The organism is Paenibacillus sp. UNC496MF, assembly GCF_900113915.1.
GTDB lineage: Bacteria > Bacillota > Bacilli > Paenibacillales > Paenibacillaceae > Paenibacillus_Z > Paenibacillus_Z artemisiicola.
This window is the reverse complement of sequence record NZ_FORE01000007.1, coordinates 169,109-192,021: the sequence shown is the minus strand read 5'-3', so window position 1 is coordinate 192,021 and position 22,913 is coordinate 169,109. Positions and strand designations below refer to the sequence as shown.

The window sequence follows — 22,913 nt, the reverse complement described above, 5'->3', positions numbered from 1 at the left end:
CGACTCAGTGATTGACGACCCGGTTTCGCCCGTTGTCCTTTGCCCTGTAAAGTGCCGTGTCGATTTTCGAAAACAACTCTTTCAAATACGTCTTCACGTCGTCGACCTGCAGATGCGTCTGCTCTTCCACGACGTGGACGCCCATGCTGATCGTCACCGAGATCGGCGCGCGGCCGCGGCCCGTCGGAATCTCGTTCGACTCCACCACTTCGCGGACGCGCTGCGCCAGCATCTCGGCCTGCTCCTTGTTCGTGTGGGGCAGGTAGACCGCGAATTCTTCGCCGCCGTACCGCGCCAGGATGTCGGTCCGCCGCAGGGTGCCGCGGACCGCTTCGGCCGTTCGCCGGATGACCTCGTCGCCCACGACGTGGCCGTAGGTATCGTTGACGAGCTTGAACAGATCGATGTCGAACAGAAACACGGCGAACGGGATGCGGTAACGAAGGTTGGTCAGGACTTCGTGCTCGAGCTGCTGCATCATGAACCTGCGGTTGAAGCAGCCGGTCAAGCTGTCCGTGACGGCCATCTGCTCCAGCTTCCGGTTCGCCTGGAACAGCTCGTCCTGCATGTAGATCAGCGCGCGGTTGCGCTCCTGCAATGAATGGTTGTGTTCCTGCGACTTCATGACGAGCGACTTCAGCTCCGTAATATCCTGGAGGGTGATGACTCTCCCCCGCAAGCTCGCGCCCGCCCGGACGCGCGCGGCGTGCATCGCCATGTACTGCCTCGGCCCGTTCCCGGCGCCGATGGAAATCTCGGTATGTATGCGGTCGCCCGCGTGCGCGCGGAAGCCGTTCAGGAACGCTTCGTCGACGCCGCCCGCCAAGGAATGGGCCGCCAAAAGCGCTTCCATGTCGAGCCGCTTGCCCCGCGCGATGTTCAGGCTGCGGTTGACGTTCCGGTTCATCTCGATGACGACGTCTTGCTCGTCCAGCACGACGATGCCGACGGACAGCGTGTCGATGACGTCCTGCTTCGCCACCTTCACGAGATCGAAGGAACGGTGCTTCTGCAGCGAGAACAGAAAGTAGATGTCCGACAGCAGAATGCTGAGCGACGTCATGCCGGGAACGACCGGAAGCCACGGGTCCAGCGCGACGTTGACGATGAGGTCCAGCGTCGGCAGGGCCACCAGAATGACGAGGCCGATCAGCGCGTTGCCGACCCGCGGCCCGCCGGACCGGGCGTCCCCGGAGCGGTACGCTTTCCGGAGAATCCCGATCGCATAAAGAAAATAACCGACCAATTGCACGATCACGGCCCAAAAGACGGGCCCGTACACCCGCTCGGCGTACCCGCCGCCGACCGGCGCAACGAACAGATTATCCGGGTTCCAGATCATGGCCGCGGACAGCAGCAGCGAAGGCGCCAACGTGAGCAGAACGACGTTTCGGCCCGGCCTGTAGTAGGCGCCGTTCACCAAAAATTTCGCGAACAGCAGCCAGCCGAAGCCGAGCATCGTGAATCCGACAAAAGAGAGCGTGATGAAGATAATCTGAAGGTGCGGGCGATCTGTCGAGTGGACGCCGATCTGACCGATGGGCCAAAGCATCATGAAGACGTGGAAGAGCAGATAAACCTTATATTGCGTAGTGATGACGTTCTTGACGAACACATAGACGAAGATAGCGAACAAACCTAAGAGCAAGCCAAGATCCATACCTGCCGTTAGTCCCATGAGCTCCACCCAAATCACTATTTAATATGCCATGACAAAAGGCCTGGGACGATTTTTCGTATACACTTTTCCATTCTATCACAATGCCCGGATATCCGACAATAAAAGTTGTCACCTTATTTGACATCGCCGGCGGCGAGGCGAAGCTTGTCCTCGAGCGCCCGCTCCAGATAAGGCGAGACCTGCAGCATATTGCGGAACGCTGCGTATTCCTGCCATTTGGCGGCGGCGTCCGCGCGGTTGGCGCCGGTCTTGACGGCGCGGATCAGCATGTTTTTCGGCGTATGCTCGGGGTCGATGAACTCCAGCAGCTGCGTGCGGTAGCCGAGCACTTCGAGCAGCTGCGCGCGGATCGCGTCCGTGGCGAGCGCGGAGAACCGCTCCTTCAGCAGGCCGTGGGACAGCAGCGGCTTCATCGTCTCGTTCGCGACCTGGCGGAACAACTCGTGCTGGCAGCACGGAACGGACAGCACGACGGAGGCGCCCCACTCCACCGCCTTGGCGAGCGCGGCGTCCGTCGCGGTGTCGCAGGCGTGCAGCGTCACGACCATATCCACCTCGGACCGATCCTTGTAATCGGCGATGTCCCCGACCTGGAACCGCAGCCGGTCGTAGCCGAGCCTCTCGGCGAGCCGCGAGCAGAAGGCGATCACGTCCGCCTTCAGGTCCAGCCCGACGACGGAAATGCGGCGTCCCCGCTTCACGGCGAGCAGATGGTAGAGCGCGAACGTCAAGTACGATTTGCCGCACCCGAAATCGACGATCGTGATCTCCCGGTCGGCCGGCAGATGCGGGAGGACGTCCTCGACCATCTCGAGAAACCGGTTGATCTGGCGGAACTTGTCCTGCTTCTTCGCGACGACCTGGCCGTCCTTCGTCATGATGCCGAGCTCGACCAGGAACGGCGCGGCTTCCCCTTCCCGCACCACCCGCTGCTTCTGCCGGTTGTGCGAAAGCGGTTCTTCCCGCTTCGCCTGCGGCTGCGAGGACGGCTTGCGGAGCACCGCCGCCTTGCCCTTCTTGGAGAACAGCACCTGCACGTCGGCTTCGTCCGTCCGGATCAGCGCCTGCCGGTAATGAGCCTCCAGCCAATCCGCCATGCGCCCGGCCGCTTCCGCCTGCGGCACGTTCTCGTGCGTGACTTTGTTGTCGGCGTAATATTGAAATTGATAATGCAGCGCGCCTTTCAGCTCGACGGGGCGAATCACCGTCTTGGCCGGGATGCCGCCGTCCTTCCGGCGAAGCTGGCTGAACGTCGCGCCGCCCATCCGCCCTTCCGCCACCCAGCCCTCCAGGTCGCGCCGCCACTGCTCGTTGCTATCCATAGTCCGTTCTTCAGCTCCTAAACCGTATCTGACTAAACCTTCTCAGTGTCTTGCTTGATCCGTCCCAGCCCGTCCAGCACCTCGTCGCGCGGCAGTCCCCCCGCCTCCAGCGACTCGTCCGGCAGCAGCAGCAGCCGGCTGTAGAAATCGACCGCTTCCGCGCGGGTCAGCGCGCCGTCCTCCAGCAGCTCGTGCAGCATGTTCTCGGCCTCGTCGTAGCGCCGGTCGCCCTCGTACCATTCCAGCATGAGCAGCTTCGTGGCGCCGGGCAGCTCGTATTCGCCGAGCCGGCCGGCCAGCTCCTCCGCCTCTTCCGACGGCGTCCGCAGCATCGCCGGCGCGTCCAGCAGCGCGAGCCGCATGAACAGGTGGAACGCCTTGAGCTCGATCGGATACGCTTGATCGGTCCGCCCGAGCTCGCTCAGGATCGCCGCCTCTTCCTTCATCAACAGCGCCACGCCGCTTAAGTTCGCCGTCTCGACGACGCCGTTCGTGGTCATCATCCGGACGAGATCGGCGTCGGACAGCTGCCTGATCAGCTTGCCGTTCATCCGGAACTGCCGGTCGAGCAAATCGTCGATGACGAGCAGTGCCTCCTCGTGCTTGCGCTGCTGGCGCAGGCCCATGATGACGCCGGCGGCCTCGCCCATCTGCTGGATCATCCGCATAAAGAAATCCCGCTGGAACATTCGGTTCTCCTCCCCTTCCGGCAGCGCCGGTCAAAAGCTCTAAGCATGCCCGGAGCGAAACGGCCGGCACTTGCCTTGCGGCAGGGCGGCGCGCATCGCTCCGCGGATTGGCGACGTCATCCATGAATTGCGGCCGTGCCGCTTCCCTTTATTGCTTATCGTTCAAAAACCCGAGCAGCTCCGCGGCCAGCCGTTCCGGCGCCTCGACCATGCTCATGTGGCCGCAGCCTTCCAGCAGCGCCTGCGTCACCCCGGGACCGTCCGCCGTGAACGTATTGGCCGGCGGCACGACGCCGTCCTCCGAGCCCGCGACCAGCAGCCGCGGCGCCTCGAGGCCGTCCAGCACGCCCGTCCGGTCGGGGCGCGCCTTCATGCCGAGCGCGGTCGCGGCCGCCCCCGCCGCGCTGGTGCATTGGCCGACGTCGATCATGCGCCGCACGTCATCGGCCATCGATTCCCTGTGCGCCGGCGCGAACAGCTTCGGCACCAAGCCCTCGACGAACGGTCCGATCCCGTCCGTCCGCAGCGCCCGCGCCGCTTTGTCGCGGTTCGCTTTCGCTTCCTCGCCGTCGGGCTTCGCCGTGGAATGCACGAGCCCGAACGCCGCGAGCTTCCCGGGATGCCGCTCCGCGAAGGCGAGCGCGGCGTAGCCGCCCAAGGAATGGCCGAACAGCGCGACGGGCCCGGCATTCAAATGCGCCAGCAGCCGCGAAAGGTCCTCCGCGAAATCCTCCATCGCGTACGCGTCCGCTTCCGGCGCCGAGCTGCGGCCGTGGCCGCGAAGATCGGGCGCGATGATGCGGCCCGCGCCCCGCAGCAGCGGCAGCGTCCGCTCCCAGTAAGCCGAGCTGCCGCAAAAGCCGTGCAGCAGGACGACGACCCGGCCGTCGCTGCCCGTGCCGGCTTCCTGCGAATCGTAATAAGCGATCGTATGGCCGTCCGGCGTCGCGAACGTCCGGTTTGCGATCGAGCGTGGATTCGTTGTCATGCGTCTCTCATCCCTTCGTATTCGGCCGCCTTAGGCGCCGATGGTCGTTTATGGCGTAATGGCCGTGTATGGCGTAATGGCCGTTTGCGGCCCGGAACCCGGCGGCGCGGGCTGCCCCCATGCCGCCTGAACGGCATCCGCCAGCGCGCGGGCCAGCTCCAGCACCTCGCGCAGCGAGGCATGCTGGATCGTCCAGTACGGCTTCGGGCTCTTCGGCCCGACGATGCCGGCGATGCTGTAATGTCCCGCGGGCGCGAGCCGCTTGCCGACCGCATGACCCGGGAACAGCGGGCCTTCGCCGACGACGTAGCCGGGCTCCTCTTCTTTTATACCCAGGCACGCGTCGATCGCGATCGTGAGCATGCCCTCCGGAATCGCCGCGCGCATCGCGTCGTACATGTCGGCGTCGCACGGGTGCTCCAGCGTCCCGACGACGTTGGCCCAGCCGGCCTCGGCCAGCAGCGTCCCGACGAGCGGCCCGAACGCGTCGCCCGTCGAGCGGTCCGTGCCGATGCACAGGAACGCGACCCGGCCGCGGTCCGGCTCCGCGGCGGCCGCCCTGCGCAAGAGCGCGGCCGCGCCTTCGATGCCGACGCGCTCCCGCGGCACCGGATCGTCCAGCCGCGCCCTGCGGGCTTTGGCCCGGTTTCCCATAATCTCGATTTCCCCCTCGTTACGGCTGTCCCCATTGTACCGAAATCGCCATGCGGCTTCAAATGCGCCCGCGGCGAGGCGCGGTCCGGGTGTAGCGGCCATACGGCAGGCATGCTACAATACGAGCAGTCACGTAGACAACGGGAGGAGATTAAAGGTGCGAAACTTGGCAGAACCGAACGAGGACAACATCGCCTTCATGATCGAAGCGATCAAGAACAAGCTGCGCATGGCTTCCGGAGCCGCCATGCAGGCGTCGAATTTCAGCCTGGCCAAATACGAGGATCTGCGGGACGTGTACGACATCGTCGCGTCCAAAGACAAATTCAGCATCAGCGAGGTCGAAGCGATCGTCTCGGAGCTCGGCCAGCTGCGCGGCAGCGATTGATCCGATAGGAATTACATTAATTTACAATTATCGGCGTAAACTGACAACGAAACAACCCGGACGCGCGCTGCGTCCGGGTTGTTTCGTTTCCACTATTTGTCTAATACTGCCAGCGAATCGCCGGCTCGTCCCCGGCTTACCGCTCTTCTTCGTGTTCCTCTTCTTGCTGCGCGAACGCGCCCGACGCCGAAATCGACAGCTTGACGGATACCGTCTTGTGCTCGCCCTTAAGGAAATACGCCAGCCGTTCCAGCTTCTCCGCGAGCTCCGGTCCCGTCAGCGTCACGTTCAGCTCGTAGCCGAACTGGTCCTCCGGCGACGTCCGCCCCGCAGCCGAGTAAGGCGCACCGGCATAGGCGTCGGCGCCGCCGCGGGAAGCGAGCAGCTGCTCCGGCGAAAATTTATCGGACTTGTTGACGACGCGCTCGTATATGCGAAGCTTCTTGAGCAGCATGTAATATTGCGCGGAATGCTTGAAGCCCCACGCTTCGCGGATATCCTTGAGCGTGTAGTCCATTTTCCACTGCTTTAATTTCTCCACCTGCTCGTCGGTCTCCAGCGCGAGAAATTCGTCAATCGGTAATATCGGCTGCGGCATCAGATTGTCCCTCCGAATCTGGAAATTACGCTTCGTTCATAGTTTCGCCGTAACCTCCGTTTTTCCTTTTCATTTTATAAAAATATTCCAGTTATTTTGTCATATTCGCGTGAAATTATCAATATTTAAACAAATACAGCCTGAAGCGCGATGAGTTCAAGGCTGTATTCGTCGTTTACGCGATATGGTTTCGGTTCGGCTGCGCGTCCGCCGGCTCGGCCGCTTCGCCCTCTTCCCGGTTCAATGCCGGGCGACCGATCGAGCTGTACGCGAAGCCGGCGCCCTCGAGCCGCTCCGCGTCGAACTGGTTGCGCCCGTCGATCAGCACCGGCTGCCGCATCGCCTGCCGCAAGCGGCCGAGGTCGACCGCCGCGAATTCGGGCCACTCCGTCAGCAGGCAGACGGCGTCCGCCCCTTGGGCGGCCTCCAGCGCGTCGCCGCACCACGCGATCCGTTCGTGGTCATGGCGGCTCCGGAAGTTCGGCAGCGCGATCGGATCGCACGCGCGGACGTGCGCTCCGAGGTCGAGCAGCGCGGCGACGATGTCGACGGCGGGCGACTCCCGGACGTCGTCCGTATTCGGCTTGAACGCCAGCCCCCACACCGCGATCGTCCGCCCCGCCAGATCGCCGTACAGGCGCCGCAGCTTGCGGACGACGCCGAACCGCTGGTCGCGGTTGACGTCGACGACGGACTTGAGCAGCTTGAACTCGTAATCGACGTTGCCGGCGATCTGGATGAGCGCCCGCGCATCCTTCGGGAAGCAGGAGCCGCCGTAGCCGATGCCCGCCTTCAGGAACGACGAGCCGATCCGGTTGTCCAGCCCCATCCCCGCCGCGACCTGCTCGACGTCCGCGCCGACCTTCTCGCAGATGTTCGCGATTTCGTTGATGAACGATATCTTGGTCGCCAGAAAGGCGTTCGAAGCATACTTGATCATCTCCGCGCTGCGGACGTCCGTCACGAAAATCCGGTCGGTCAGCGGCCGGTGCAGCGCCGCGGCGGCCGCTCCGGCCTCCTCCCGGTCCGCCCCGACGACGATCCGGTCCGGATGGAACGTGTCCTTCACCGCGGAGCCTTCGCGGAGAAATTCCGGTACCGACACGATATCGAACGGCCGGCCGGTCAGCGACGCGAGCAGCGCGCGCAGCCGCGCGTTCGTGCCGACCGGCACGGTGCTTTTGGTCATGATCAGCTTGTACGCGTTCATGGCGGAGGCGATCTCCCGGACGGCGCCCTCGAGATGCGTCAGGTCCGCTTCTCCGTTCGGCAGCGACGGCGTGCCGACGGCGAGGATGACGGCTTCCGCCCGCTCGACGGCCGCCCCCAGATCCGTGGTAAAGCCCAGCCTGCCCGCTTCCGCGTTCCGCTCGACGAGCTCCCGAAGCCCCGGTTCGTGGATCGGAATGTCCCCGCCCGTCAGGAGGGCGATTTTCGCTTGGTCCTTATCGACGCAGACGACGTCATGTCCCAGCTCCGCGAAGCACGTGCCCGATACCAGCCCTACGTATCCCGTTCCGACTACCGTTATTCTCATTCGTCCCACTCCCGCCCGCAGTATGCGTGATCTGTTACCCCGCCAGCATAACAAACGATTATTATGTCAGCATTAAGGCTTGCGCCGGCGGCGAAAAAGGCCGTTCGGCCCGGGGGCGCGAACAGCCTTCTCGTCTTGCCCGGCCTCCGTTTCGGCCGTCTATCGCCTTACGCTTCCCGCTCGACGAGGCCGAGCGAACGCAGGAACCGGGCGAACGCCTCCTGTCCTTCCGGCGTCCGTTTATACACGCCGGCGTCCTTCAGCACGTCGAGGAACTTGCGGCCGACTTCGTCCCGCAGCACGTCCTGCGCCCGCTCCGCCGACAGCCTCGTGCCGTGCGCTTCGATCATCGCGGCGATCCAGTCCGCGTGCTTCGCGAGCGGTCCGCCTTGCAGCGACGCCGCGTCGTACGCCGCCTCGCCGGTCAGCAAGCCCGCGATCCCCTCGAGCTCGGTCTTGAGCCGGCCCGGCAGGACGGCGAGGCCCATGACCTCGATGAGGCCGATGTTCTCTTTCTTGATGTGGTGCAGGTTCGCGTGCGGATGGAAAATGCCGTCCGGATGCTCCTCGCTCGTGCGGTTGTTCCGCAGCACCAGGTCGAGCTCGCAGCCGCCGCCCTTGCGGACGCGGGCGATCGGCGTGATCGTGTTGTGCGGCACTTGCTCGCCGTCCTTCTCCGTGAACGCGTACACGCCGGCTTCCGGATCGCCGTAAGCGCGCCAAGCATCCAAGATGGCGTTCGCCGCTTCGCGCACCTTCGCCTTGTCCGCGCCGCCGATCCGAACGACGCTCATCGGCCACGCCACGATGCCGTAGGTCAGCCCGTCGTCTTCCGGGCGGACGAACAGCCGCTCCGCCTTGGCGGTCTCCATCGGGAACACGTGGCGTCCCGCCTGGAAATGGTCGTGGTTCAGGATCGAGCCGCCGACGATCGGCAGGTCCGCGTTCGAGCCGATGAAGTAATGCGGGAACGCGTCCGTGAAGTCGAGCAGCCGCGCGAACGTCGCGTGCGAGATGCGCATCGGCACGTGCTTGCTATGAAACACGATGCTGTGCTCGTTGTAATACACGTACGGCGAATACTGGAAGTACCATGCCTCGCCCTGCAGCTCAAGCGGCACGACGCGCAGGTTCTGCCGCGCGGGATGGTCCGCGCGCCCGGCGTAGCCGACGTTGTCCGCGCAGAGCAGGCATTTGGGATAATTGCTCGGCGCCACCGTTTTCAGCAGCGCGATTTCCCGCGGATCCTTCTCCGGCTTGGAGAGGTTGATCGTGATCTCCAGCTTGCCGTACGCGGTCGGCTGCTCCCAATATTGGTTATTCGCGATGCGGTCCATCCGGATGTAATTGGAATCGATGCTGAGCCGGTAGAAGTCGTCCGTCGCCCGCTCGATGCCGTCGCGCTCCGCCGTGCGGCGGAACCGCGCGGCCGTCTCGGACGGACGCGGCATGAGCATCCCCATGACGCGCGCGTCCAGCAGATCGCGGAACGTCGTCGTATCGTCCGGGATAAGGCCGATGGAGGCGCCGTAGTCGAGCAGCGGCTCCAGCAGCGGGGCCGGGCTGTCCAGCTGCTCCTCCGGCACTTCTCCGTCGTAGGCTTCCGCGAAGCCGAACAGGTCGAGCAAAGCGTTGCGGGACGCGATCGCATCCAGCGGCGGTTCGATCATGCCGCGCCGGGCCGCGAATCGCACGAGCCGCTCAATCAGCAGCAGCGCGTCGTTCGCGCCGGTTCGTTGTTGTTCCGTCATGTTCTAGTCTCCTTCTCGCCGCGCGTTCGTTCGCGGGCCTTAGCGGTCGCCGTAGCCGTTCGGGTTCGCCTGGTGCCAGGCCCACGCGCTGCCGATGATGTCTTCCAGCTTGTTGCGCGTCGGGTTCCAGCCCAGCTCTTGGCGGGCGCGCTCGGACGAGGCGACCAGCACCGCCGGATCGCCGGCGCGGCGCGCTTCGACGACGGCCGGAATGTCGCGCCCCGTCACTTGGCGGGCGATGTCGATGACCTGCTTGACCGAGAAGCCGGTGCCGTTGCCGAGGTTATAGACGGCGCTGTCGCCGCCTTGGCGCAGCCGGTCGACGGCCAGCACGTGCGCGTCCGCCAGGTCGCTCACGTGGATGTAGTCGCGGATGCAGGTGCCGTCCTCCGTCGGATAGTCTTCGCCGAAGACGGCGATATGCGGACGCTGGCCGAGCGCCGCCTGCAGGACGAGCGGCACGAGATGCGTCTCGGGGTGATGGTCCTCGCCGATCCGTCCGCCCGCGTGGGCGCCCGCGGCGTTGAAGTAGCGGAGCGAGACGTATTTGACGCCGTGCGCGACGTCGAACCATTTCATCATTTTCTCCATCGCGAGCTTCGTTTCGCCGTACGTGTTCGTCGGCAGCGTGCGGTCGTCCTCGCGGATCGGGATGTTTTCCGGTTCGCCGTAGGTCGCCGCCGTGGACGAGAAGACGATCCGCTTCACGCCGTGCGCGTTCATTTTCTCCAGCAGGCAGAGCGTGCCGTATACGTTGTTGTGGTAATATTTGGCCGGATCCTTCATGCTCTCGCCGACCAGCGAGTTCGCCGCGAAATGAATGACCGCGTCGATGTCGTTCTCCCCGAACACCGTATCCAGGAAATCGCCGTCGCGCAGATCGCCGACGTACAGCTTGCCCCCGAGCACAGCGTTCCGGTGACCCTGCTGCAAATTATCCGCGACGACGATGTCCTCTCCGCGCTCGAGGAGCGCCGCCACCGCATGCGAGCCGATGTAGCCCGCGCCTCCCGTTACCAATACCGCCATATGTTTCCTCTCCCTTCTCGATTTCCAATCCGTATTGTCGTGCGATCGTGCGATAACCATGCTTCTTCGGAAAACCCTGCTCCCTGACCGGGCTTGCCGGCGAACCTCCGCCGTGCCTTGCCGTATTGCTTAGGCGAGGCGTTCGACGCCGTTCCCGATCGAGCACTCGTAGAAGTCCGCGACCAAGCCCGTCGCTTCCGTGTACTTGCGGCCTACTTCCGCCTTGAACGTCTCGATGCCGTCCTTGCGCACCAGCGACACCGTGCAGCCGCCGAAGCCCGCGCCCGTCATGCGGGAGCCCAGGACGCCGTCCACCGTGCGCGCCGCGGCCACCATCGCGTCGAGCTCGGCGCCCGTCACCTCGTAGAGGTCGCGCAGCGAGTCGTGCGACGCGTTCATCAATCGGCCGAACGCCGCCAGATCGTTGGCCTTCAGCACCTTCATGGATTGCAGCACGCGGTCGATCTCCTCGACGACGTGCTCGGCGCGGGCGCGCACGACGTCGTCCTTGATCAGGTGCTTGTTCGCGTTGAACTGCCCGAGCGTCAGCTGGCCGAGCAGCGTCAGGTCCGGGAAGGCCGCCTTCAGGTCCCCGACCGCCTGCTCGCATTGGCTGCGGCGCTCGTTGTATTTGGAATCGACCAAGCCGCGGCGCTTATTGGTGTTGCCGATCACGAGGCGGTAATCGCCGGAGTTGAACGGCACGAGGTCGTACTCGAGCGTATCGCACATGAGCAGGATCGCGTGGTCCTTCTTGCCGTTGGCTACCGCGAACTGGTCCATGATGCCGCACTGCACGCCGTTGAACGCGTTCTCGGACTTTTGCGCGAGCAGCGCGATTTGGACCGTGTCCGTCTCGCGGCCTTCCATCGTCAAGAGCCCGTAGGCCGTCACGACTTCGATGGAGGCGGAGGACGAGAGGCCCGCGCCGTTCGGAATCTCGCCGTGGAACAGCAGGTCGTAGCCGCTGCCGAAGACGACGCCGCGGCTCTCGAGCTCGTGCACGATGCCTTTCGGATAATTCATCCAGTCGTCCGCTTCGTCGTAGACGATCGGCGCGATCGGCAGATGCTTATGCTCCTCGAAGTTGGTGGACGCGAGGCCGAGCCGCATGTCGCCGCGCTTGCGGACCAGCATCGTCGTCCCGAACGTCAGCGCCGCCGGAAACACGTAGCCGCCGTTGTAGTCCGTATGTTCGCCGATCAGGTTGACGCGGCCCGGGGCGTGGAAAATCGCGATGGATTCGGAGGATTCGCCGTATACGTTCAAAAATCGTTGGGTCAGTTCTTGCAGGTTCGCCATTATGCCGCACCGCTTTCCGTCGAATGTTGGGGTCTGATTCTAGAATCAGTATAGCCGAAGGGCGCGCGGAGCGAAATGGTACGATGTGAGGATAGGATGGAATTTTGTGACCCCGCATCGAAGTCGCGCCATCGCCTATGGTACAATGAGAGACAGATGGACGAATTGTAAACAAAGGAGTTTCCTGAAGATGGAGCTGCGCGCAACCTATAAGGTGCTGTCCAATCCCGACCCCAATCCGCATGGTGATTTATATGTCTTGTTCGCCGGCGAAAGCCAGACGAAGCCGGGCCATTCGGTCGGGCCCAAGGTGTACGACTTCTACTTGATTCATCATGTCCTCTCCGGCTCGGGTTCTTTCACGTGCGCCGGGCGGCGGCACGAGCTGCGGGCCGGCCATTCCTTTCTGATCCATCCGGACACGCTGATCAGCTACGAATCGAGCGAAACGGATCCGTGGCGCTACCGCTGGCTCGCCTTCGAAGGCCGCCAGGCGGCCGCGCTCGTCGCGGAAGCCGGCCTCGGCCTGCCCGCTCCCGTCGCCGACGCGGGACGGAACCGCCGGATCGGCGTGCTGTACCATCAGACGATGCAGGCCTTCCGGCAGGGCGCTTCGGCCGCCCGTCTGCGGTCCGCCGGCTATCTGCAGCTGCTGTTCGCCGAGTACGCTTCCGCGCTGACGGACGGCGAAACGGGCGCGCAGCCGCGCGGCGGCGAGGGCGAGGCGCTCACCCGGCAGGTGCTCCGGTACTTGTCCACCCAGTACGCCGAGCCGATCACGATCGAAAACATGGCGGACACGCTCGGCTACAACCGCGCCTATCTCTCGCGCCAATTCAAGCGGCAGACCGGCGTCACGCCCGTTACCTTCCTGCTCAAGCTGCGCATCGACAAGGCGCATCTCCTGCTGCGCGAACGGCTGGAGCTGACGGTCGAGCAGATCGCGGCGTCGGTCGGCTTCCAGGACCCGCTCTATTTCTCCAAGCAGTTCCGCCGGTTCTACGGCCAGTCGCCGACCGCGTACCGGGACGCGATGAAGTCGCTGCGGGAGAAGGAGAGCCGAACTGGCGGGAAGGCGTGAATCGGCGCGGTCGGCGGAGGGGGCCGCTGGCGGGCCGGAGCGTGAAGGGCGAGCTGGGAGCCTTGATGCGTTAAAAACAGGGCGTTTCGGGGGATGAAGGCGGTTCGGCAGCCTACATATGCGGGATGCACAACGTTACAAGGCGTGAAGGGGATTCAGTTACCTACATCGGTTTGAAGGCGCGGCGTTTCGGGGGATGAGGGTGATCCGGTTACCTATATGGGTTGGAACGCAGGGGAATTCGGGACGTGAAGGTGTTCCAGTAACCTACTTTGGCCGGAACGCAGGGCATTTCGGAAGATGAAGATGCTTCGACTACCTGCCTTGGTTGGATTGCATGGCATTTCGGGGAATGAAGGCGAACCGGCCCCCTTCATCTAATACGAGGCAGGTTCGCTCGATCCCTAGGGAAGCTTCGGGCACCTCCGGTTTTTCTACATCAACAAGCTAAAAAGCCTCCACGTCCACTATTCAAGCGGATGTGGAGGCTTCTTGCCGTGCGTGGACTTCCTACGCTCATGCTTGTCCTGCTGACCGCCGCACGATGCGCGCGCCGGCGTCGCGATCGCAAAGCCGTCATCGGGCTAAGCCGCGATCGAACGCCGAGCCGAACTCATGCGCGGTCTGCCGTTCGCCTTTCGTTCATCAGGCCGTCCGGCTAGGCGCGTCTTCTGCCGAAGAAGAACGACAGGATGAACAGGACGAGGAATACGACGAACAGAATTTTCGCGATGCCCGCGGCGGCCGAAGCCAACGTGAAGAACCCCAGCACCCCCGCCACCAGCGCAACAATCAAAAACAATACCGCGTACCCTAACATAACCATCACCCTTTCGGTTTTTCGTTGTCGGCGTTGCCGCCCCTTGCTACTTGGCTTATACACCGTCTGCCCGCGGCTTGAAACGCCCCGGCCCCGCGAACGCGTCTCCGCCGGGCGGCCCGAACGGCGCGAAACCGCGCAAAAAAGCCCCTTGAACCGGTCCCGATCGGAAACCGGTTCAAGGGGCTTGCAAGGGCGCTAGCCCCGATCGAAGCGGCGCAGCCGCAGGCACGGCTCGCGCCGGCCGGTCACCTGGCCGGCGTCGTTGACCATCTCCGGCGGCAAGCTCCGCCGAACGGCGGCGACGATGTCTTCGCCGAGGCCGAGCTGCTCCAGCATGCCGCAGACGGCCTCCGGCCACGGCGCTTCGCCTCCGTCTGCGAGCTTGACGACGCCGGCGATGCCTTCCTTGCGCAGGGCGAAGACGAACACGCCCTGCGCGCCGCTCTTGGCGACGACGTTCCCGTCGCCAAGCAGCACGCTCGCCAGCCGGTCCGGTCCTTCCACCAGGACCGGGTGGCGGCGCATGGCGGCGGCGATGCGGGCCGCCGCCGCGGCGCAGGCGCCGCCCGCCCGCTCCGCGCCCGCGGGCGAAGCGCCCGTCGCGCCGCCGGGGCCGGCGGCGGCGTCCCACGCGGCGAAGCGCGCGTAAATCAGCGCGAGCCGCCATAAAGGCAGCGCGAACACGGGCAAGCCGCAGCCGTCGACGGCGCAGCCGACGGCGTCCGGTTCGAGATCCGCGAGCGCGGCGACCGTCCGCAGCACCTCCCGCTGCAGCGGATGCTCCGGCTCCGCGTACGTCTCCATCGGCCAGCCGCGCAGCTTGCACAGCGCCAGCATGCCGATATGCTTGCCCGCGCAGACGTGGTACAGCTTGCGCGGGCCGCCCCCGCGGCGAAGCAGCTCGTCGCGGGCTTCCCGGTTCGCCGGCAGCTGCGGCGCGAACACGAGCTGCTCCTCGCGGACGCCGGTCAGCGCGAGCATGCGCTCCAACGCCTCGACATGAGCCGGCGTGCCTTGGTGCGACGCGCACATGAGCGCGATCGCGTCGTCCCCCAGGCCGAAGGCTTCGGCCACGCCGCCCATGACGGCCGGAAGCGCTTGGACGGGCTTGGCCGTCGAGCGCATATACGTCCGGATCGAGGCGTCGCCCGCCTCCGCCAATAGCTCGCCGGAGGCGGAGACGACCGCGGCATGGCCGGCGTGCACGTTTTCCACGACGCCGCCGCGCGTCGAGCAGACAAGCGGCACGCCCAGCACGTCCGCCGGCGTCGGTGTTTGATTGATCATCCTGCTATCCCCTGTCGTTTCCAAAGCTGTACAGCGTATAATGCCAACACCTGATTGTACCACGAAATCGCGTTTGTCTCCTACCATCCCACGCGCTACGACAGCCTATGCGCCGCGGCGCCGCTTCGCATCTCCGCGATTCGACAGACGCGCCTGCCGCCGCGACGTTCCGCCGGGAGCGTTTCAAATCTCCGCCCGCGCGTGTAGTAAAGCTTAAGCCGAACCCGAAAGGAGTGACGACGATGACGGAAGCGAATCCGCTCCGGGAACAGCAGGCTTCGTCCGCCGGGCAGGCGGGCCGCAAATCCGAGCCGGTCGAGCGGGCGAAGAACGGCTCGATGGTGCAGGATATGCAGGACTTGAAGCGTCTCGGCCACGACATGAAGCAGATGAAAACGAACAGCCAGCTGCAGGAAGAAGGGCTGGTTCCGGATCCGATACAGGAGTAGGCGCGGCAAGGACGAAAGAGGGGCGCTCCCCCTCTTTTTTGAGCTGCCCCCGGACCGGGCCGCGGCGTTCGCCGCCCGTCCGCCGCTTGCCGGCGGCACGGGTCCGCGTCGCGCGGCCGGACGGTCCGGTCCGTCGCCGGTTCCGCCGGTTCATTTTGCGGCCGGAATTGGGCATAATACCCGCGGGAGGCATGATGAGAGATGAAGGATTTGCACGAAGGCCGCATGTATTGGCAGGAAACGCTGCCCCATCCCCGTACGTACCCGGCGCTCCGCGATTCGGCGGACGTCGACGCCGCCGTCGTCGGCGGCGGCATGTCCGGCGCCGTCGTCGCCTATGTCTTGGCAAGCGCCGGCCTGCGGACCGCGCTCGTGGAGCGCGGCGGCGTCGCCGCCGGCAGCTCGCTCGCCAATACGGGCTTGCTGCAGTATTGCAACGACATTATGCTCTCGGAGCTGATCGGCCGGATCGGCGAGCGGGACGCGGTCCGCTTCTACCGCGCCTGCGCCGAGGCCGTTCAGGATCTCGGCGCGATCGCCTCCGCGCTCCCGATCGACGCCGAGTACAGACCCGCGAGCAGCCTGTACTGCGCCAGCACGGATCAGGACGTGCCGAAGCTGAAGCGGGAATACGAAGCGCTGAAGACCGCCGGCTTCGACGTCGAATATTGGGAGCCGGAGCAGATCGGCGCCCGCTACCCGTTCCGCAAGCCCGGCGCCATCGTCACGCACGGGGACGCCCAGGTCAATCCGTACCGGTTCGTTCATGCCGTCGTCGACGAGGCCGCCGCGCGCTTCGGCCTGCAAGCACACGAACAAACCGATATCGTCGCCCACGAAACGGCCGGCGACGGCACGCACGTTCTGCGAACCGCCGCCGGCCCCGAACTCCGCGCGAAGCACGTCGTCTACGCCGTCGGCTATGAGCCGGAGGAGCTGCGCGGCCGCCTGATCCGGTCCGAGATGGACCGTTCGAGCGTCATCGTCACCCCGCCGCAGCGGGAGCTGTCGCCTTGGTACGGGCGCTATATGATCTGGGAGACGGCCCGTCCTTATTTCTATACCCGGCTGACCGAGGACGGCCGCGTCATCGCCGGCGGCTACGACGAGCCATACGGCCAGCCCCTCGCCGGGCACAATGCCCGCGACCGCATCGCGGAGAAGCTGTCGGCGCGCGTGCAGGAGCTCTTCCCGTCGTTCGACGCGCGGCCCGACTACGAATGGAACGCGACCTTCGCGCGGTCGCGGGACGATTTGCCGTTCATCGGCGAAGATCCGAAGTGGCCCCGCGTTTATTACTGCCTGGGCTACGGGGGCAACGGCACCGTCTACAGCATGATCGGCGCCGGGCTGCTCCGCGCGCTCATTCTCGGCCGCAAGCATCCCCTTGCCGGCATCGTCGGGCTCGACCGCCCGTCGCTCCAGCCGAGCTGACCCGGCGTCCGACGCCGCCCCTGCCGGTTTTTCGTCGTCCCGCCATTCCGCGATACCGTCCTTCGCCAATAAGCAAACTGCCGAAAAGCCGCTCCTTCACAGGAGCGGCGACAGCATTCTCGCGGCCATCTCGCCGGCCTTCTGCCACGCCGGCCGCCGCTGAAAATGCGACCGGTTCACTTCCTCGCACGACGCCAAATCCGCCATGAAGTCCTTCTCGAGCCGCTCGATCGCCTTCTCGTCGAACAGCAGCGCGTTGATCTCGAAATTGCTGAAGAAGCTCCGCATGTCCATGTTCGCGGTCCCCACCGACGCGAGCAGCCGGTCCACGATCACCACCTTCGCGTGCACGAAGCCGCCGTGATACCGGTAGACGCGCACGCCCGCCGTGACCAATTCCTCCACGTACGACAACGTCGCGAACAGCACGAGCCTCGTATCCGCCACGTAAGGGATGATGATGCGCACGTCCACGCCGCTCAGCGCCGCGGTGCGCAGCGCCATGAGCACGCTGGGGTCGGGGATGAAGTACGGCGTCGTAATGTAGATGCGCGTCTTGGCGACCGCCAGAGCGGCGAAGACGCATTCCAGGATGGCCGCGTCCTTGTTGTTCGGCCCGCTGGCCACGATCTGCACCTGCTCCTCGCCCTTGCAGGCGTGCGCCGGCATGTACGCCGGTTTGGCGAGCCGCTTACGGGCGGTGAACCACCAGTCCTGGATGAACACTTCCTGCAAGAAGTACACGGCATCCCCCTTCACCTGCAAATGCGTGTCCCGCCAGAAGCCGAGCTTCGGGTTGCCGCCGAGGTATTCGTCGCCGATGTTGATGCCGCCGACGAAGCCGACCAGCCCGTCGACGACGACGATTTTGCGATGATTGCGGAAGTTCATCCGCTTGTTGAAGAAGGCGAGCTTCGCCTGCAGGAAGCACTGCGTCTCGACGCCCGCTTCCGTCAGCTCGCGGACGTAGCGGGCCGGAAGCTCCAGGCTGCCGAGACCGTCGTAGATGACCCGCACCTCCACGCCCGCCCGCGCCTTGCGGATCAGCGCGTCCTTCAGCTGGCGTCCGATGCCGTCGTCGCGGATCGTATAAAATTCCACGTGCACGTGATGCCGGGCTTCCTCGATCGCCGCCAGCATGGCCGCGAACGTCGCGTCCCCGTTGGTCAGCACCGTCGTCTCGTTGCAGCCGGTGATCGGCGAGAACGTCATGCTCTGCAGCATCCGGTACAATCGTTCCTGGCTGCGGAATTCCTCGCCGCGCATGTCCTCCGGCCGGTGCACGAGCTTGCAGCGCAGCAGCGCCTGCAGCATCGTCTCCTTCGGGACGACGCCCCGCCGGCGCAGCGTCCGCCGCCGCCTGTATTCCTGCGCCAGGAAGTAGTACATGACGAAGCCGATGATCGGCAGCGCGAACAGGATAAGCAGCCAGGCCACCGTTTTGGACGGGCGGCGGTACTCGAGCACGAGTATCGTCGCGATTTGAAAAATGAAGACGATCAGTACGAGCAATGCCCAAATCATGGCGCCCCTCCCCCCGAGTCGGCCCGGATGCCGCACCCCTTAGCTTGCTCGCAACCGCCGGGCCCTATACATCGCGGATCCCCTTTGCAGGGACGATCCCCGATGCGCCATAGCATGTTCCTCATGTCCAAGAATAAATAGCTATTAGCACGTTACCACCGAAGGAAGGAGGATGAATCGACGCGATGTCCAAGACTCCAAACGGATCGGTTACGCCGAAACGACCATCGGCCTCGGGACGCGCGCGGAAGGCAAGCTGGCGAGCGATTCCGGCATTCGGATCGAAGGCGAATTCCAAGGCGAGATCGCATGCAAAGGCGACGTCATCGTCGGCGAATACGGCATCGCGCGGGCCGGCATCGCGGCGCAGATCCTGACGATCGCCGACAAGGTCTTCGGCGACGTCAACGTCAAGGGACGCCTGACCATCGCCGCTTCCGGCCAGCCGCACGGCAACGTTTTGGCGCATTCGATACTCGTTCAGGACGGAGGGATCTATAACGGCCATTGTCGCATGGAACGCCAGACGGAATCCAAGCCGCGCCATCTGCGGGAGCACGATCCGTCGCAGCCTGCCCCTCAGCCGGCCAAGGAGATCCCCGCCAAGGAAAAATCCCGGCAGGCGGGTAGCCGGGCGGACATCAGAGGCGCCGAACGAACCGGGTGAGCGCGTCTGCAAAGCCACGAACCGCATGAAAAACGAAAAAATTCCGGGCGCTTTCGATTTCGCGGGCCGCGAAGCCTTCCTAAACCGTCCGATTCAACGCCGCCCGTCCCGACGAACGGCCGATGCCGAGCGACAGGCTCAGCGCACCCAGCAAAACGATGCTCGCCGCGCCGAGCAGCGCTTCGCGATAACCGCCGTTCCCCGCGAGCAGGATGCCCGCGACGAGCGGCCCGATCATCTGCCCGAGCCCGAAGAACGCGGTCAGCCAGCCGATCATCGTCCGGTTGTTCTGCGGATACAGCTCTTTGGCGTAGGCGACGAATAGCGTCGTAATGCCCATGAACGTCGCCCCGAACAGGAACGCGCCGACGAACACGGCGACGGACGACGGCGCCAGCACCGGCAGGGCGATGCCGATTGCCTGCAGCAGCATGGCGGCGGTCAGCGTCCGCTTCTTCCCCCACGCGGAGGCAAGCAGCGACCAGACGAGGCACGACGGCGCCGCGGCGACGCCGACCACCATCCAGCTGACCGACGCCAAATTCGGCAGGCTCGAGACCGTCTTGGCGAAGGCCGCCAAGTACGTCCCCGTTACGATATACCCCAAGCCTTCCAGCCCGTAGGCGATCATCAGCACGATGACGATCCGGCGGGCGTCGGACGGCGGAGCGGCAATCGCAGCCTGGACGGACGGCTTCGCCCCGCCGGAGCGAACCCGCAGCGCCGGCCACGCCGCAGCGCCCAAGACGAGGCTGATCGCCCCCAAGCCTTGCCAGGCCGCGCTCCAGTCGCCTTGCCGGCTGAGCAGCGGAACCGAAAGCCCGGTCAGCAGAATGCCCGTGCCCACGCCGCCGTAAAACACACCGGTTTGCAGCGCCGACAGCCGTTCCAGCACGATGCCGGATACGAGGATGAAGACGACCGCGCTGGCGAAGCCCGACAAGAAGCGGAGCGCCAGCCAGCCGTCGAGGCTGCCGCAAGCCGCCATGCCCCACGTGGTCGCGATGCTGGCGAGCAGTCCCGCGGCCAGCACCGCGGACCGGTTCTTCACCCGGACCAGCGTGAGCGCGACCGCGCCGAGCAAATACCCCAAATAATTGCTTGAAGCCAAATAACCGGCCCCCGCGGCCGTGAACAACTGCCGATCCAGCATCGACGGCAGGATCGGCGTGAAGGCAAACCGCCCGATGCCCATCGCGACGATTAAAGCAGCCGCGCCTCCGAGCAGGACGAGGATCGTTTTACGTTCGCTTGCAGGTCGTTCCATGGTTACCGTTCCCTCCCGATATCTGCGCTAGACGCAAGCTTGTATCTCCAGCATACCGCGCCTCTTGTCATCGCGGTTAATACGAGATACCGATGCCTGGCATCTGAATGGCTGATACCAACGCAAACGGCCCCCGACCGAAGTCAGGAGCCGTCTTGGAACGCGATGCCCGGGAAGCCGTCAGGTCGCGACATCCCGCCGGTTGAACACGAGCCACGTAATCGCGACGAACACGATGTAGTAGCCCGCGAGCACGGCGAGCGAGAAGCCGAGCGTCATCCCGCGGGCGATTTCCTTGCTGCCCAAGTACCCTTTCAAATTCAGGTGCAGGAACAGCAGGTAGTCCACCCACTTGTACTCGAGCATCATCAGCAGGTTGCTCCCGATCATCCCGAAGAAGTAGATGAACATCGACAGGCCGATCGCCAGCCCTCCGCTGCGGAACAGCGTCGAGAGCATGAAGCTGAACGTGACGATCATGATGAGCCCGATATAATCGAGGATGTACGCTTGGATCATATAGCTGAACGGGCCGGAGCTGTTCGGAACGCCGAGCGCGTCGCTCGCCGTCTTGGCGTCGCCGTAGCCGAACAGAATCAGGTTCAGCACGAACGAACTGCCCAGCATGACAACGGTCATGAGCAGCGCGAACAGCAGCAGCGCGACGTACTTGGACAGCAGGATTTTGGAACGGCTCCACGGCCGAATGAGCAGCAGCTTGATCGTACCCGAGGAGAATTCCCCCGCCACGCTCTCCGCCGACACCACGACCGTGAAAATCGTGACGAGCAGGTAGCTGAACTGCTCGATGCTGTTCATGACGCTCCACATCGACTCCCCGCCCTTGTCGAACGACTTCGACAGGACGCTGAGCAGAATGACGATCAGCAGAATGATGCCGAACATGATCCACGTGCCGATGCGCCGGTAAATCTTCATATTCTCGTTGCGGACGAGCTGCAAAAAGTTATACAAGCTGTTGGCCTCCCGTCATCTCGAGGAATTGGTCCTCCAGCGATTTGTTCAGGACGCGAATCCCGTATACCTTAATGCCCGCTCCGACCAGCTCCGCGTTGATCCCCGCCACCGTCTCGCGGTCCGCCCGCACGAGCGCGCCTTCCTCCACGCGCGCCGGCTCGTGCCGCGCCAGCAGCCGCACGGCGTCGTCCGGCCGGTCGACCTCGAACACCACGGGCCCGCTCGTCTCGGCAAGCTGCGCGCCGCTCTGGATCAGCCGCACGTCGATCAGCTTGCCGCCCTGAATGATGGCGACCCGGTCGCACATCAGCTCCATCTCGCTCAGCAGGTGGCTGGAGACGAAGACGGCGATGCCCTCATCCTTGGCGAGCTTGCGCAGGTAGTCGCGCAGCTCGCGGATGCCCGCCGGATCGAGCCCGTTCGTGGGCTCGTCCAGGATGAGCAGGGACGGCTTGTGCATGATCGCCTGCGCCACGCCGAGCCGCTGCCGCATGCCGAGCGAATAGGTCCTCACTTTATCGTGGATGCGCTCCTTCAGCCCGACCAGCTCGACGACCTCGTCGATCCGCTGGCTCGTGATGCCCGGCACCATCCGGGAGAAATGAAGCAGATTCTGATACCCGGTCAAATACTTGTACATTTCCGGATTTTCGACGATCGCGCCCACATGCCGGATCGCCTGCTCGTACTCGTCGCGGACGCTGTGCCCGCCGATCAGCACGTCGCCCTTGGTCATGCGCATCAGCCCGACCATCATCCGGATCGTCGTCGTCTTCCCCGAGCCGTTCGGCCCCAGAAAGCCGAGCACCTCCGCCCGCGGAATGTCGAGCGTCAAGCCGTCGATGATCGTCCGCTTGCCGATGACCTTCGTGACCTGCTGCAGCCGCACGATCGGCTGCTCGTCCGATACGGTCCCATACGCCATTGTCCTAACCCCCCGTAACCGCGGTGCCCTGGCGTTGCCGCTCGGACCCGCGTCTTGTCCCCATCAGTATACCGAATGCAGGAAGCGATTGGAAGGCGGGAAGGTAACGGGGGCGAAGCGGGCGGCGAGATCATGCGCGGGAAACGTAGTGAATCGGTCGGCGATCAATTAAAGACGAGGAACCGTTCCTTCGGCGCTTCGAAGCCGATCGCCGAGAACCTGCCATAGGGCGGCGCATCCTGCGGGAGCGTGCGGCTCCGCTGCTGCCGGTCCTCTTCGGCGGCCCGCTTCAAGCAAGCCTTGCAGCAGCCGAGACGGTAAACGATCCGGTAAAAGCCCGTCGTGAACAGCTTGTCCGCTTCCGCGTTGCCCGTCAGTTTCCCGCAGCCGACGCAATAAAATTGATCCTTATTCATCATGGATCTCCCCTTTTACGGTATCGAATGTCCCCTCTATTTATATACCTTTTGTATCAAAATATGAATTACATGTTACGTTTCGTATCAATTAAGATTAGAATATGACAACATTCGCCAATT

Annotated in this window: 22 protein-coding genes; 5 read left to right on the top strand and 17 right to left on the bottom strand. The window is 64.3% G+C overall.

The window, feature by feature from the left end; translation table 11 throughout:
* Nucleotides 1–4 precede the first annotated feature (4 nt).
* The 5 genes from BMZ79_RS12570 to yyaC form a co-directional block, all read right to left on the bottom strand.
* On the bottom strand, nucleotides 5–1,660 hold the full coding sequence (locus BMZ79_RS12570) for a histidine kinase N-terminal 7TM domain-containing diguanylate cyclase (RefSeq protein WP_090640628.1): 1,656 nt from the start codon (nucleotides 1,658–1,660) through the stop codon (nucleotides 5–7).
* A gap of 134 nt (nucleotides 1,661–1,794) precedes the next feature.
* Nucleotides 1,795–3,003, bottom strand: a complete 1,209-nt coding sequence (locus BMZ79_RS12565; protein ID WP_090640627.1) for a class I SAM-dependent methyltransferase — start codon at nucleotides 3,001–3,003, stop codon at nucleotides 1,795–1,797.
* Between the two features lie 32 nt (nucleotides 3,004–3,035).
* The gene (locus BMZ79_RS12560; RefSeq protein WP_090640626.1) at nucleotides 3,036–3,692 is read right to left on the bottom strand and encodes a DUF6483 family protein; all 657 of its coding nucleotides are present in this window, start codon (nucleotides 3,690–3,692) and stop codon (nucleotides 3,036–3,038) included.
* A 148-nt stretch (nucleotides 3,693–3,840) separates the two neighbouring features.
* Nucleotides 3,841–4,680, bottom strand: a complete 840-nt coding sequence (locus BMZ79_RS12555) for an alpha/beta fold hydrolase (RefSeq protein WP_090640625.1) — start codon at nucleotides 4,678–4,680, stop codon at nucleotides 3,841–3,843.
* 48 nt (nucleotides 4,681–4,728) lie between these two features.
* Complete coding sequence (gene yyaC, locus BMZ79_RS12550; protein WP_256252705.1) at nucleotides 4,729–5,334, bottom strand: spore protease YyaC; 606 nt, start codon at nucleotides 5,332–5,334, stop codon at nucleotides 4,729–4,731.
* Nucleotides 5,335–5,491: 157 nt separating this feature from the next.
* On the opposite strand from yyaC, the gene BMZ79_RS35100 reads away from it, so the two are divergent.
* Nucleotides 5,492–5,722, top strand: a complete 231-nt coding sequence (locus BMZ79_RS35100) for a DUF1128 domain-containing protein (RefSeq protein WP_256252704.1) — start codon at nucleotides 5,492–5,494, stop codon at nucleotides 5,720–5,722.
* Nucleotides 5,723–5,858: 136 nt separating this feature from the next.
* Here the strand turns inward: BMZ79_RS35100 and BMZ79_RS12540 are convergent, their stop codons facing one another.
* The 5 genes from BMZ79_RS12540 to BMZ79_RS12520 form a co-directional block, all read right to left on the bottom strand.
* Nucleotides 5,859–6,320, bottom strand: coding sequence for a hypothetical protein (locus tag BMZ79_RS12540; RefSeq protein WP_090640620.1), 462 nt, complete (start codon nucleotides 6,318–6,320; stop codon nucleotides 5,859–5,861).
* Between the two features lie 175 nt (nucleotides 6,321–6,495).
* Nucleotides 6,496–7,857 carry a UDP-glucose dehydrogenase family protein gene (locus BMZ79_RS12535; protein WP_090640619.1) on the bottom strand — a complete coding sequence of 454 codons (1,362 nt, stop codon included), beginning with the start codon at nucleotides 7,855–7,857 and terminating at the stop codon, nucleotides 6,496–6,498.
* A gap of 167 nt (nucleotides 7,858–8,024) precedes the next feature.
* The gene (locus BMZ79_RS12530) at nucleotides 8,025–9,608 is read right to left on the bottom strand and encodes a UDP-glucose--hexose-1-phosphate uridylyltransferase (RefSeq protein ID WP_090640618.1); all 1,584 of its coding nucleotides are present in this window, start codon (nucleotides 9,606–9,608) and stop codon (nucleotides 8,025–8,027) included.
* Nucleotides 9,609–9,647: 39 nt separating this feature from the next.
* A complete protein-coding gene (gene galE, locus BMZ79_RS12525; RefSeq protein WP_090640616.1) occupies nucleotides 9,648–10,637 on the bottom strand; it encodes a UDP-glucose 4-epimerase GalE in 990 nt (329 codons plus the stop codon).
* Between the two features lie 129 nt (nucleotides 10,638–10,766).
* The gene (locus BMZ79_RS12520) at nucleotides 10,767–11,939 is read right to left on the bottom strand and encodes a galactokinase (RefSeq protein ID WP_090640613.1); all 1,173 of its coding nucleotides are present in this window, start codon (nucleotides 11,937–11,939) and stop codon (nucleotides 10,767–10,769) included.
* 190 nt (nucleotides 11,940–12,129) lie between these two features.
* Between BMZ79_RS12520 and BMZ79_RS12515 the strand changes: the two genes are divergently transcribed.
* Nucleotides 12,130–13,020, top strand: a complete 891-nt coding sequence (locus BMZ79_RS12515; protein WP_090640612.1) for an AraC family transcriptional regulator — start codon at nucleotides 12,130–12,132, stop codon at nucleotides 13,018–13,020.
* A 658-nt stretch (nucleotides 13,021–13,678) separates the two neighbouring features.
* Here the strand turns inward: BMZ79_RS12515 and BMZ79_RS12510 are convergent.
* Entirely contained in the window at nucleotides 13,679–13,840 is a 162-nt protein-coding gene (locus tag BMZ79_RS12510; protein ID WP_090640995.1) for a DUF1328 domain-containing protein, read from the bottom strand.
* Between the two features lie 198 nt (nucleotides 13,841–14,038).
* The gene (locus BMZ79_RS12505; protein WP_177222124.1) at nucleotides 14,039–15,130 is read right to left on the bottom strand and encodes an asparaginase; all 1,092 of its coding nucleotides are present in this window, start codon (nucleotides 15,128–15,130) and stop codon (nucleotides 14,039–14,041) included.
* A gap of 242 nt (nucleotides 15,131–15,372) precedes the next feature.
* Between BMZ79_RS12505 and BMZ79_RS12500 the strand changes: the two genes are divergently transcribed.
* Nucleotides 15,373–15,579 carry a hypothetical protein gene (locus BMZ79_RS12500; protein ID WP_090640609.1) on the top strand — a complete coding sequence of 69 codons (207 nt, stop codon included), beginning with the start codon at nucleotides 15,373–15,375 and terminating at the stop codon, nucleotides 15,577–15,579.
* 201 nt (nucleotides 15,580–15,780) lie between these two features.
* A complete protein-coding gene (locus tag BMZ79_RS12495; RefSeq protein WP_090640608.1) occupies nucleotides 15,781–17,013 on the top strand; it encodes an NAD(P)/FAD-dependent oxidoreductase in 1,233 nt (410 codons plus the stop codon).
* A 96-nt stretch (nucleotides 17,014–17,109) separates the two neighbouring features.
* Here BMZ79_RS12495 and cls read toward each other — a convergent pair whose 3' ends face one another.
* Nucleotides 17,110–18,537, bottom strand: coding sequence for a cardiolipin synthase (gene cls, locus BMZ79_RS12490; RefSeq protein ID WP_090640607.1), 1,428 nt, complete (start codon nucleotides 18,535–18,537; stop codon nucleotides 17,110–17,112).
* 172 nt (nucleotides 18,538–18,709) lie between these two features.
* On the opposite strand from cls, the gene BMZ79_RS12485 reads away from it, so the two are divergent.
* Nucleotides 18,710–19,204, top strand: a complete 495-nt coding sequence (locus BMZ79_RS12485) for a bactofilin family protein (RefSeq protein ID WP_090640605.1) — start codon at nucleotides 18,710–18,712, stop codon at nucleotides 19,202–19,204.
* Between the two features lie 79 nt (nucleotides 19,205–19,283).
* On the opposite strand, the gene BMZ79_RS12480 is transcribed toward BMZ79_RS12485, so the two are convergent.
* The 4 genes from BMZ79_RS12480 to BMZ79_RS12465 all read right to left on the bottom strand — a co-directional run bounded on the left by BMZ79_RS12480 (nucleotide 19,284) and on the right by BMZ79_RS12465 (nucleotide 22,790).
* Nucleotides 19,284–20,471: a YbfB/YjiJ family MFS transporter gene (locus BMZ79_RS12480; protein WP_090640603.1), complete on the bottom strand. Its 1,188-nt coding sequence runs from the start codon at nucleotides 20,469–20,471 to the stop codon at nucleotides 19,284–19,286.
* 180 nt (nucleotides 20,472–20,651) lie between these two features.
* A complete protein-coding gene (locus BMZ79_RS12475) occupies nucleotides 20,652–21,446 on the bottom strand; it encodes an ABC transporter permease (protein WP_090640601.1) in 795 nt (264 codons plus the stop codon).
* The gene (locus tag BMZ79_RS12470) at nucleotides 21,439–22,374 is read right to left on the bottom strand and encodes an ABC transporter ATP-binding protein (RefSeq protein ID WP_090640599.1); all 936 of its coding nucleotides are present in this window, start codon (nucleotides 22,372–22,374) and stop codon (nucleotides 21,439–21,441) included. The genes BMZ79_RS12475 and BMZ79_RS12470 overlap by 8 nt, the downstream gene beginning before the upstream one ends.
* 164 nt (nucleotides 22,375–22,538) lie before the next feature.
* Nucleotides 22,539–22,790, bottom strand: a complete 252-nt coding sequence (locus tag BMZ79_RS12465) for a hypothetical protein (protein ID WP_090640597.1) — start codon at nucleotides 22,788–22,790, stop codon at nucleotides 22,539–22,541.
* Nucleotides 22,791–22,913: the final 123 nt, after the last annotated feature.

Excerpts from the sequence above, each read along its gene's own strand:
- BMZ79_RS12570 (WP_090640628.1), bottom strand. The coding sequence starts at position 1,660 with ATGGATCTTGGCTTGCTCTTAGGTTTGTTCGCTATCTTCGTCTATGTG.
- BMZ79_RS12565 (WP_090640627.1), bottom strand. The coding sequence starts at position 3,003 with ATGGATAGCAACGAGCAGTGGCGGCGCGACCTGGAGGGCTGGGTGGCG.
- BMZ79_RS12560 (WP_090640626.1), bottom strand. The coding sequence starts at position 3,692 with ATGTTCCAGCGGGATTTCTTTATGCGGATGATCCAGCAGATGGGCGAG.
- BMZ79_RS12555 (WP_090640625.1), bottom strand. The coding sequence starts at position 4,680 with ATGACAACGAATCCACGCTCGATCGCAAACCGGACGTTCGCGACGCCG.
- yyaC (WP_256252705.1), bottom strand. The coding sequence starts at position 5,334 with ATGGGAAACCGGGCCAAAGCCCGCAGGGCGCGGCTGGACGATCCGGTG.
- BMZ79_RS12540 (WP_090640620.1), bottom strand. The coding sequence starts at position 6,320 with ATGCCGCAGCCGATATTACCGATTGACGAATTTCTCGCGCTGGAGACC.
- BMZ79_RS12535 (WP_090640619.1), bottom strand. The coding sequence starts at position 7,857 with ATGAGAATAACGGTAGTCGGAACGGGATACGTAGGGCTGGTATCGGGC.
- BMZ79_RS12530 (WP_090640618.1), bottom strand. The coding sequence starts at position 9,608 with ATGACGGAACAACAACGAACCGGCGCGAACGACGCGCTGCTGCTGATT.
- galE (WP_090640616.1), bottom strand. The coding sequence starts at position 10,637 with ATGGCGGTATTGGTAACGGGAGGCGCGGGCTACATCGGCTCGCATGCG.
- BMZ79_RS12520 (WP_090640613.1), bottom strand. The coding sequence starts at position 11,939 with ATGGCGAACCTGCAAGAACTGACCCAACGATTTTTGAACGTATACGGC.
- BMZ79_RS12515 (WP_090640612.1), top strand. The coding sequence starts at position 12,130 with ATGGAGCTGCGCGCAACCTATAAGGTGCTGTCCAATCCCGACCCCAAT.
- BMZ79_RS12510 (WP_090640995.1), bottom strand. The coding sequence starts at position 13,840 with ATGTTAGGGTACGCGGTATTGTTTTTGATTGTTGCGCTGGTGGCGGGG.
- BMZ79_RS12505 (WP_177222124.1), bottom strand. The coding sequence starts at position 15,130 with ATGATCAATCAAACACCGACGCCGGCGGACGTGCTGGGCGTGCCGCTT.
- BMZ79_RS12500 (WP_090640609.1), top strand. The coding sequence starts at position 15,373 with ATGACGGAAGCGAATCCGCTCCGGGAACAGCAGGCTTCGTCCGCCGGG.
- BMZ79_RS12495 (WP_090640608.1), top strand. The coding sequence starts at position 15,781 with ATGAAGGATTTGCACGAAGGCCGCATGTATTGGCAGGAAACGCTGCCC.
- cls (WP_090640607.1), bottom strand. The coding sequence starts at position 18,537 with ATGATTTGGGCATTGCTCGTACTGATCGTCTTCATTTTTCAAATCGCG.
- BMZ79_RS12485 (WP_090640605.1), top strand. The coding sequence starts at position 18,710 with ATGAATCGACGCGATGTCCAAGACTCCAAACGGATCGGTTACGCCGAA.
- BMZ79_RS12480 (WP_090640603.1), bottom strand. The coding sequence starts at position 20,471 with ATGGAACGACCTGCAAGCGAACGTAAAACGATCCTCGTCCTGCTCGGA.
- BMZ79_RS12470 (WP_090640599.1), bottom strand. The coding sequence starts at position 22,374 with ATGGCGTATGGGACCGTATCGGACGAGCAGCCGATCGTGCGGCTGCAG.
- BMZ79_RS12465 (WP_090640597.1), bottom strand. The coding sequence starts at position 22,790 with ATGAATAAGGATCAATTTTATTGCGTCGGCTGCGGGAAACTGACGGGC.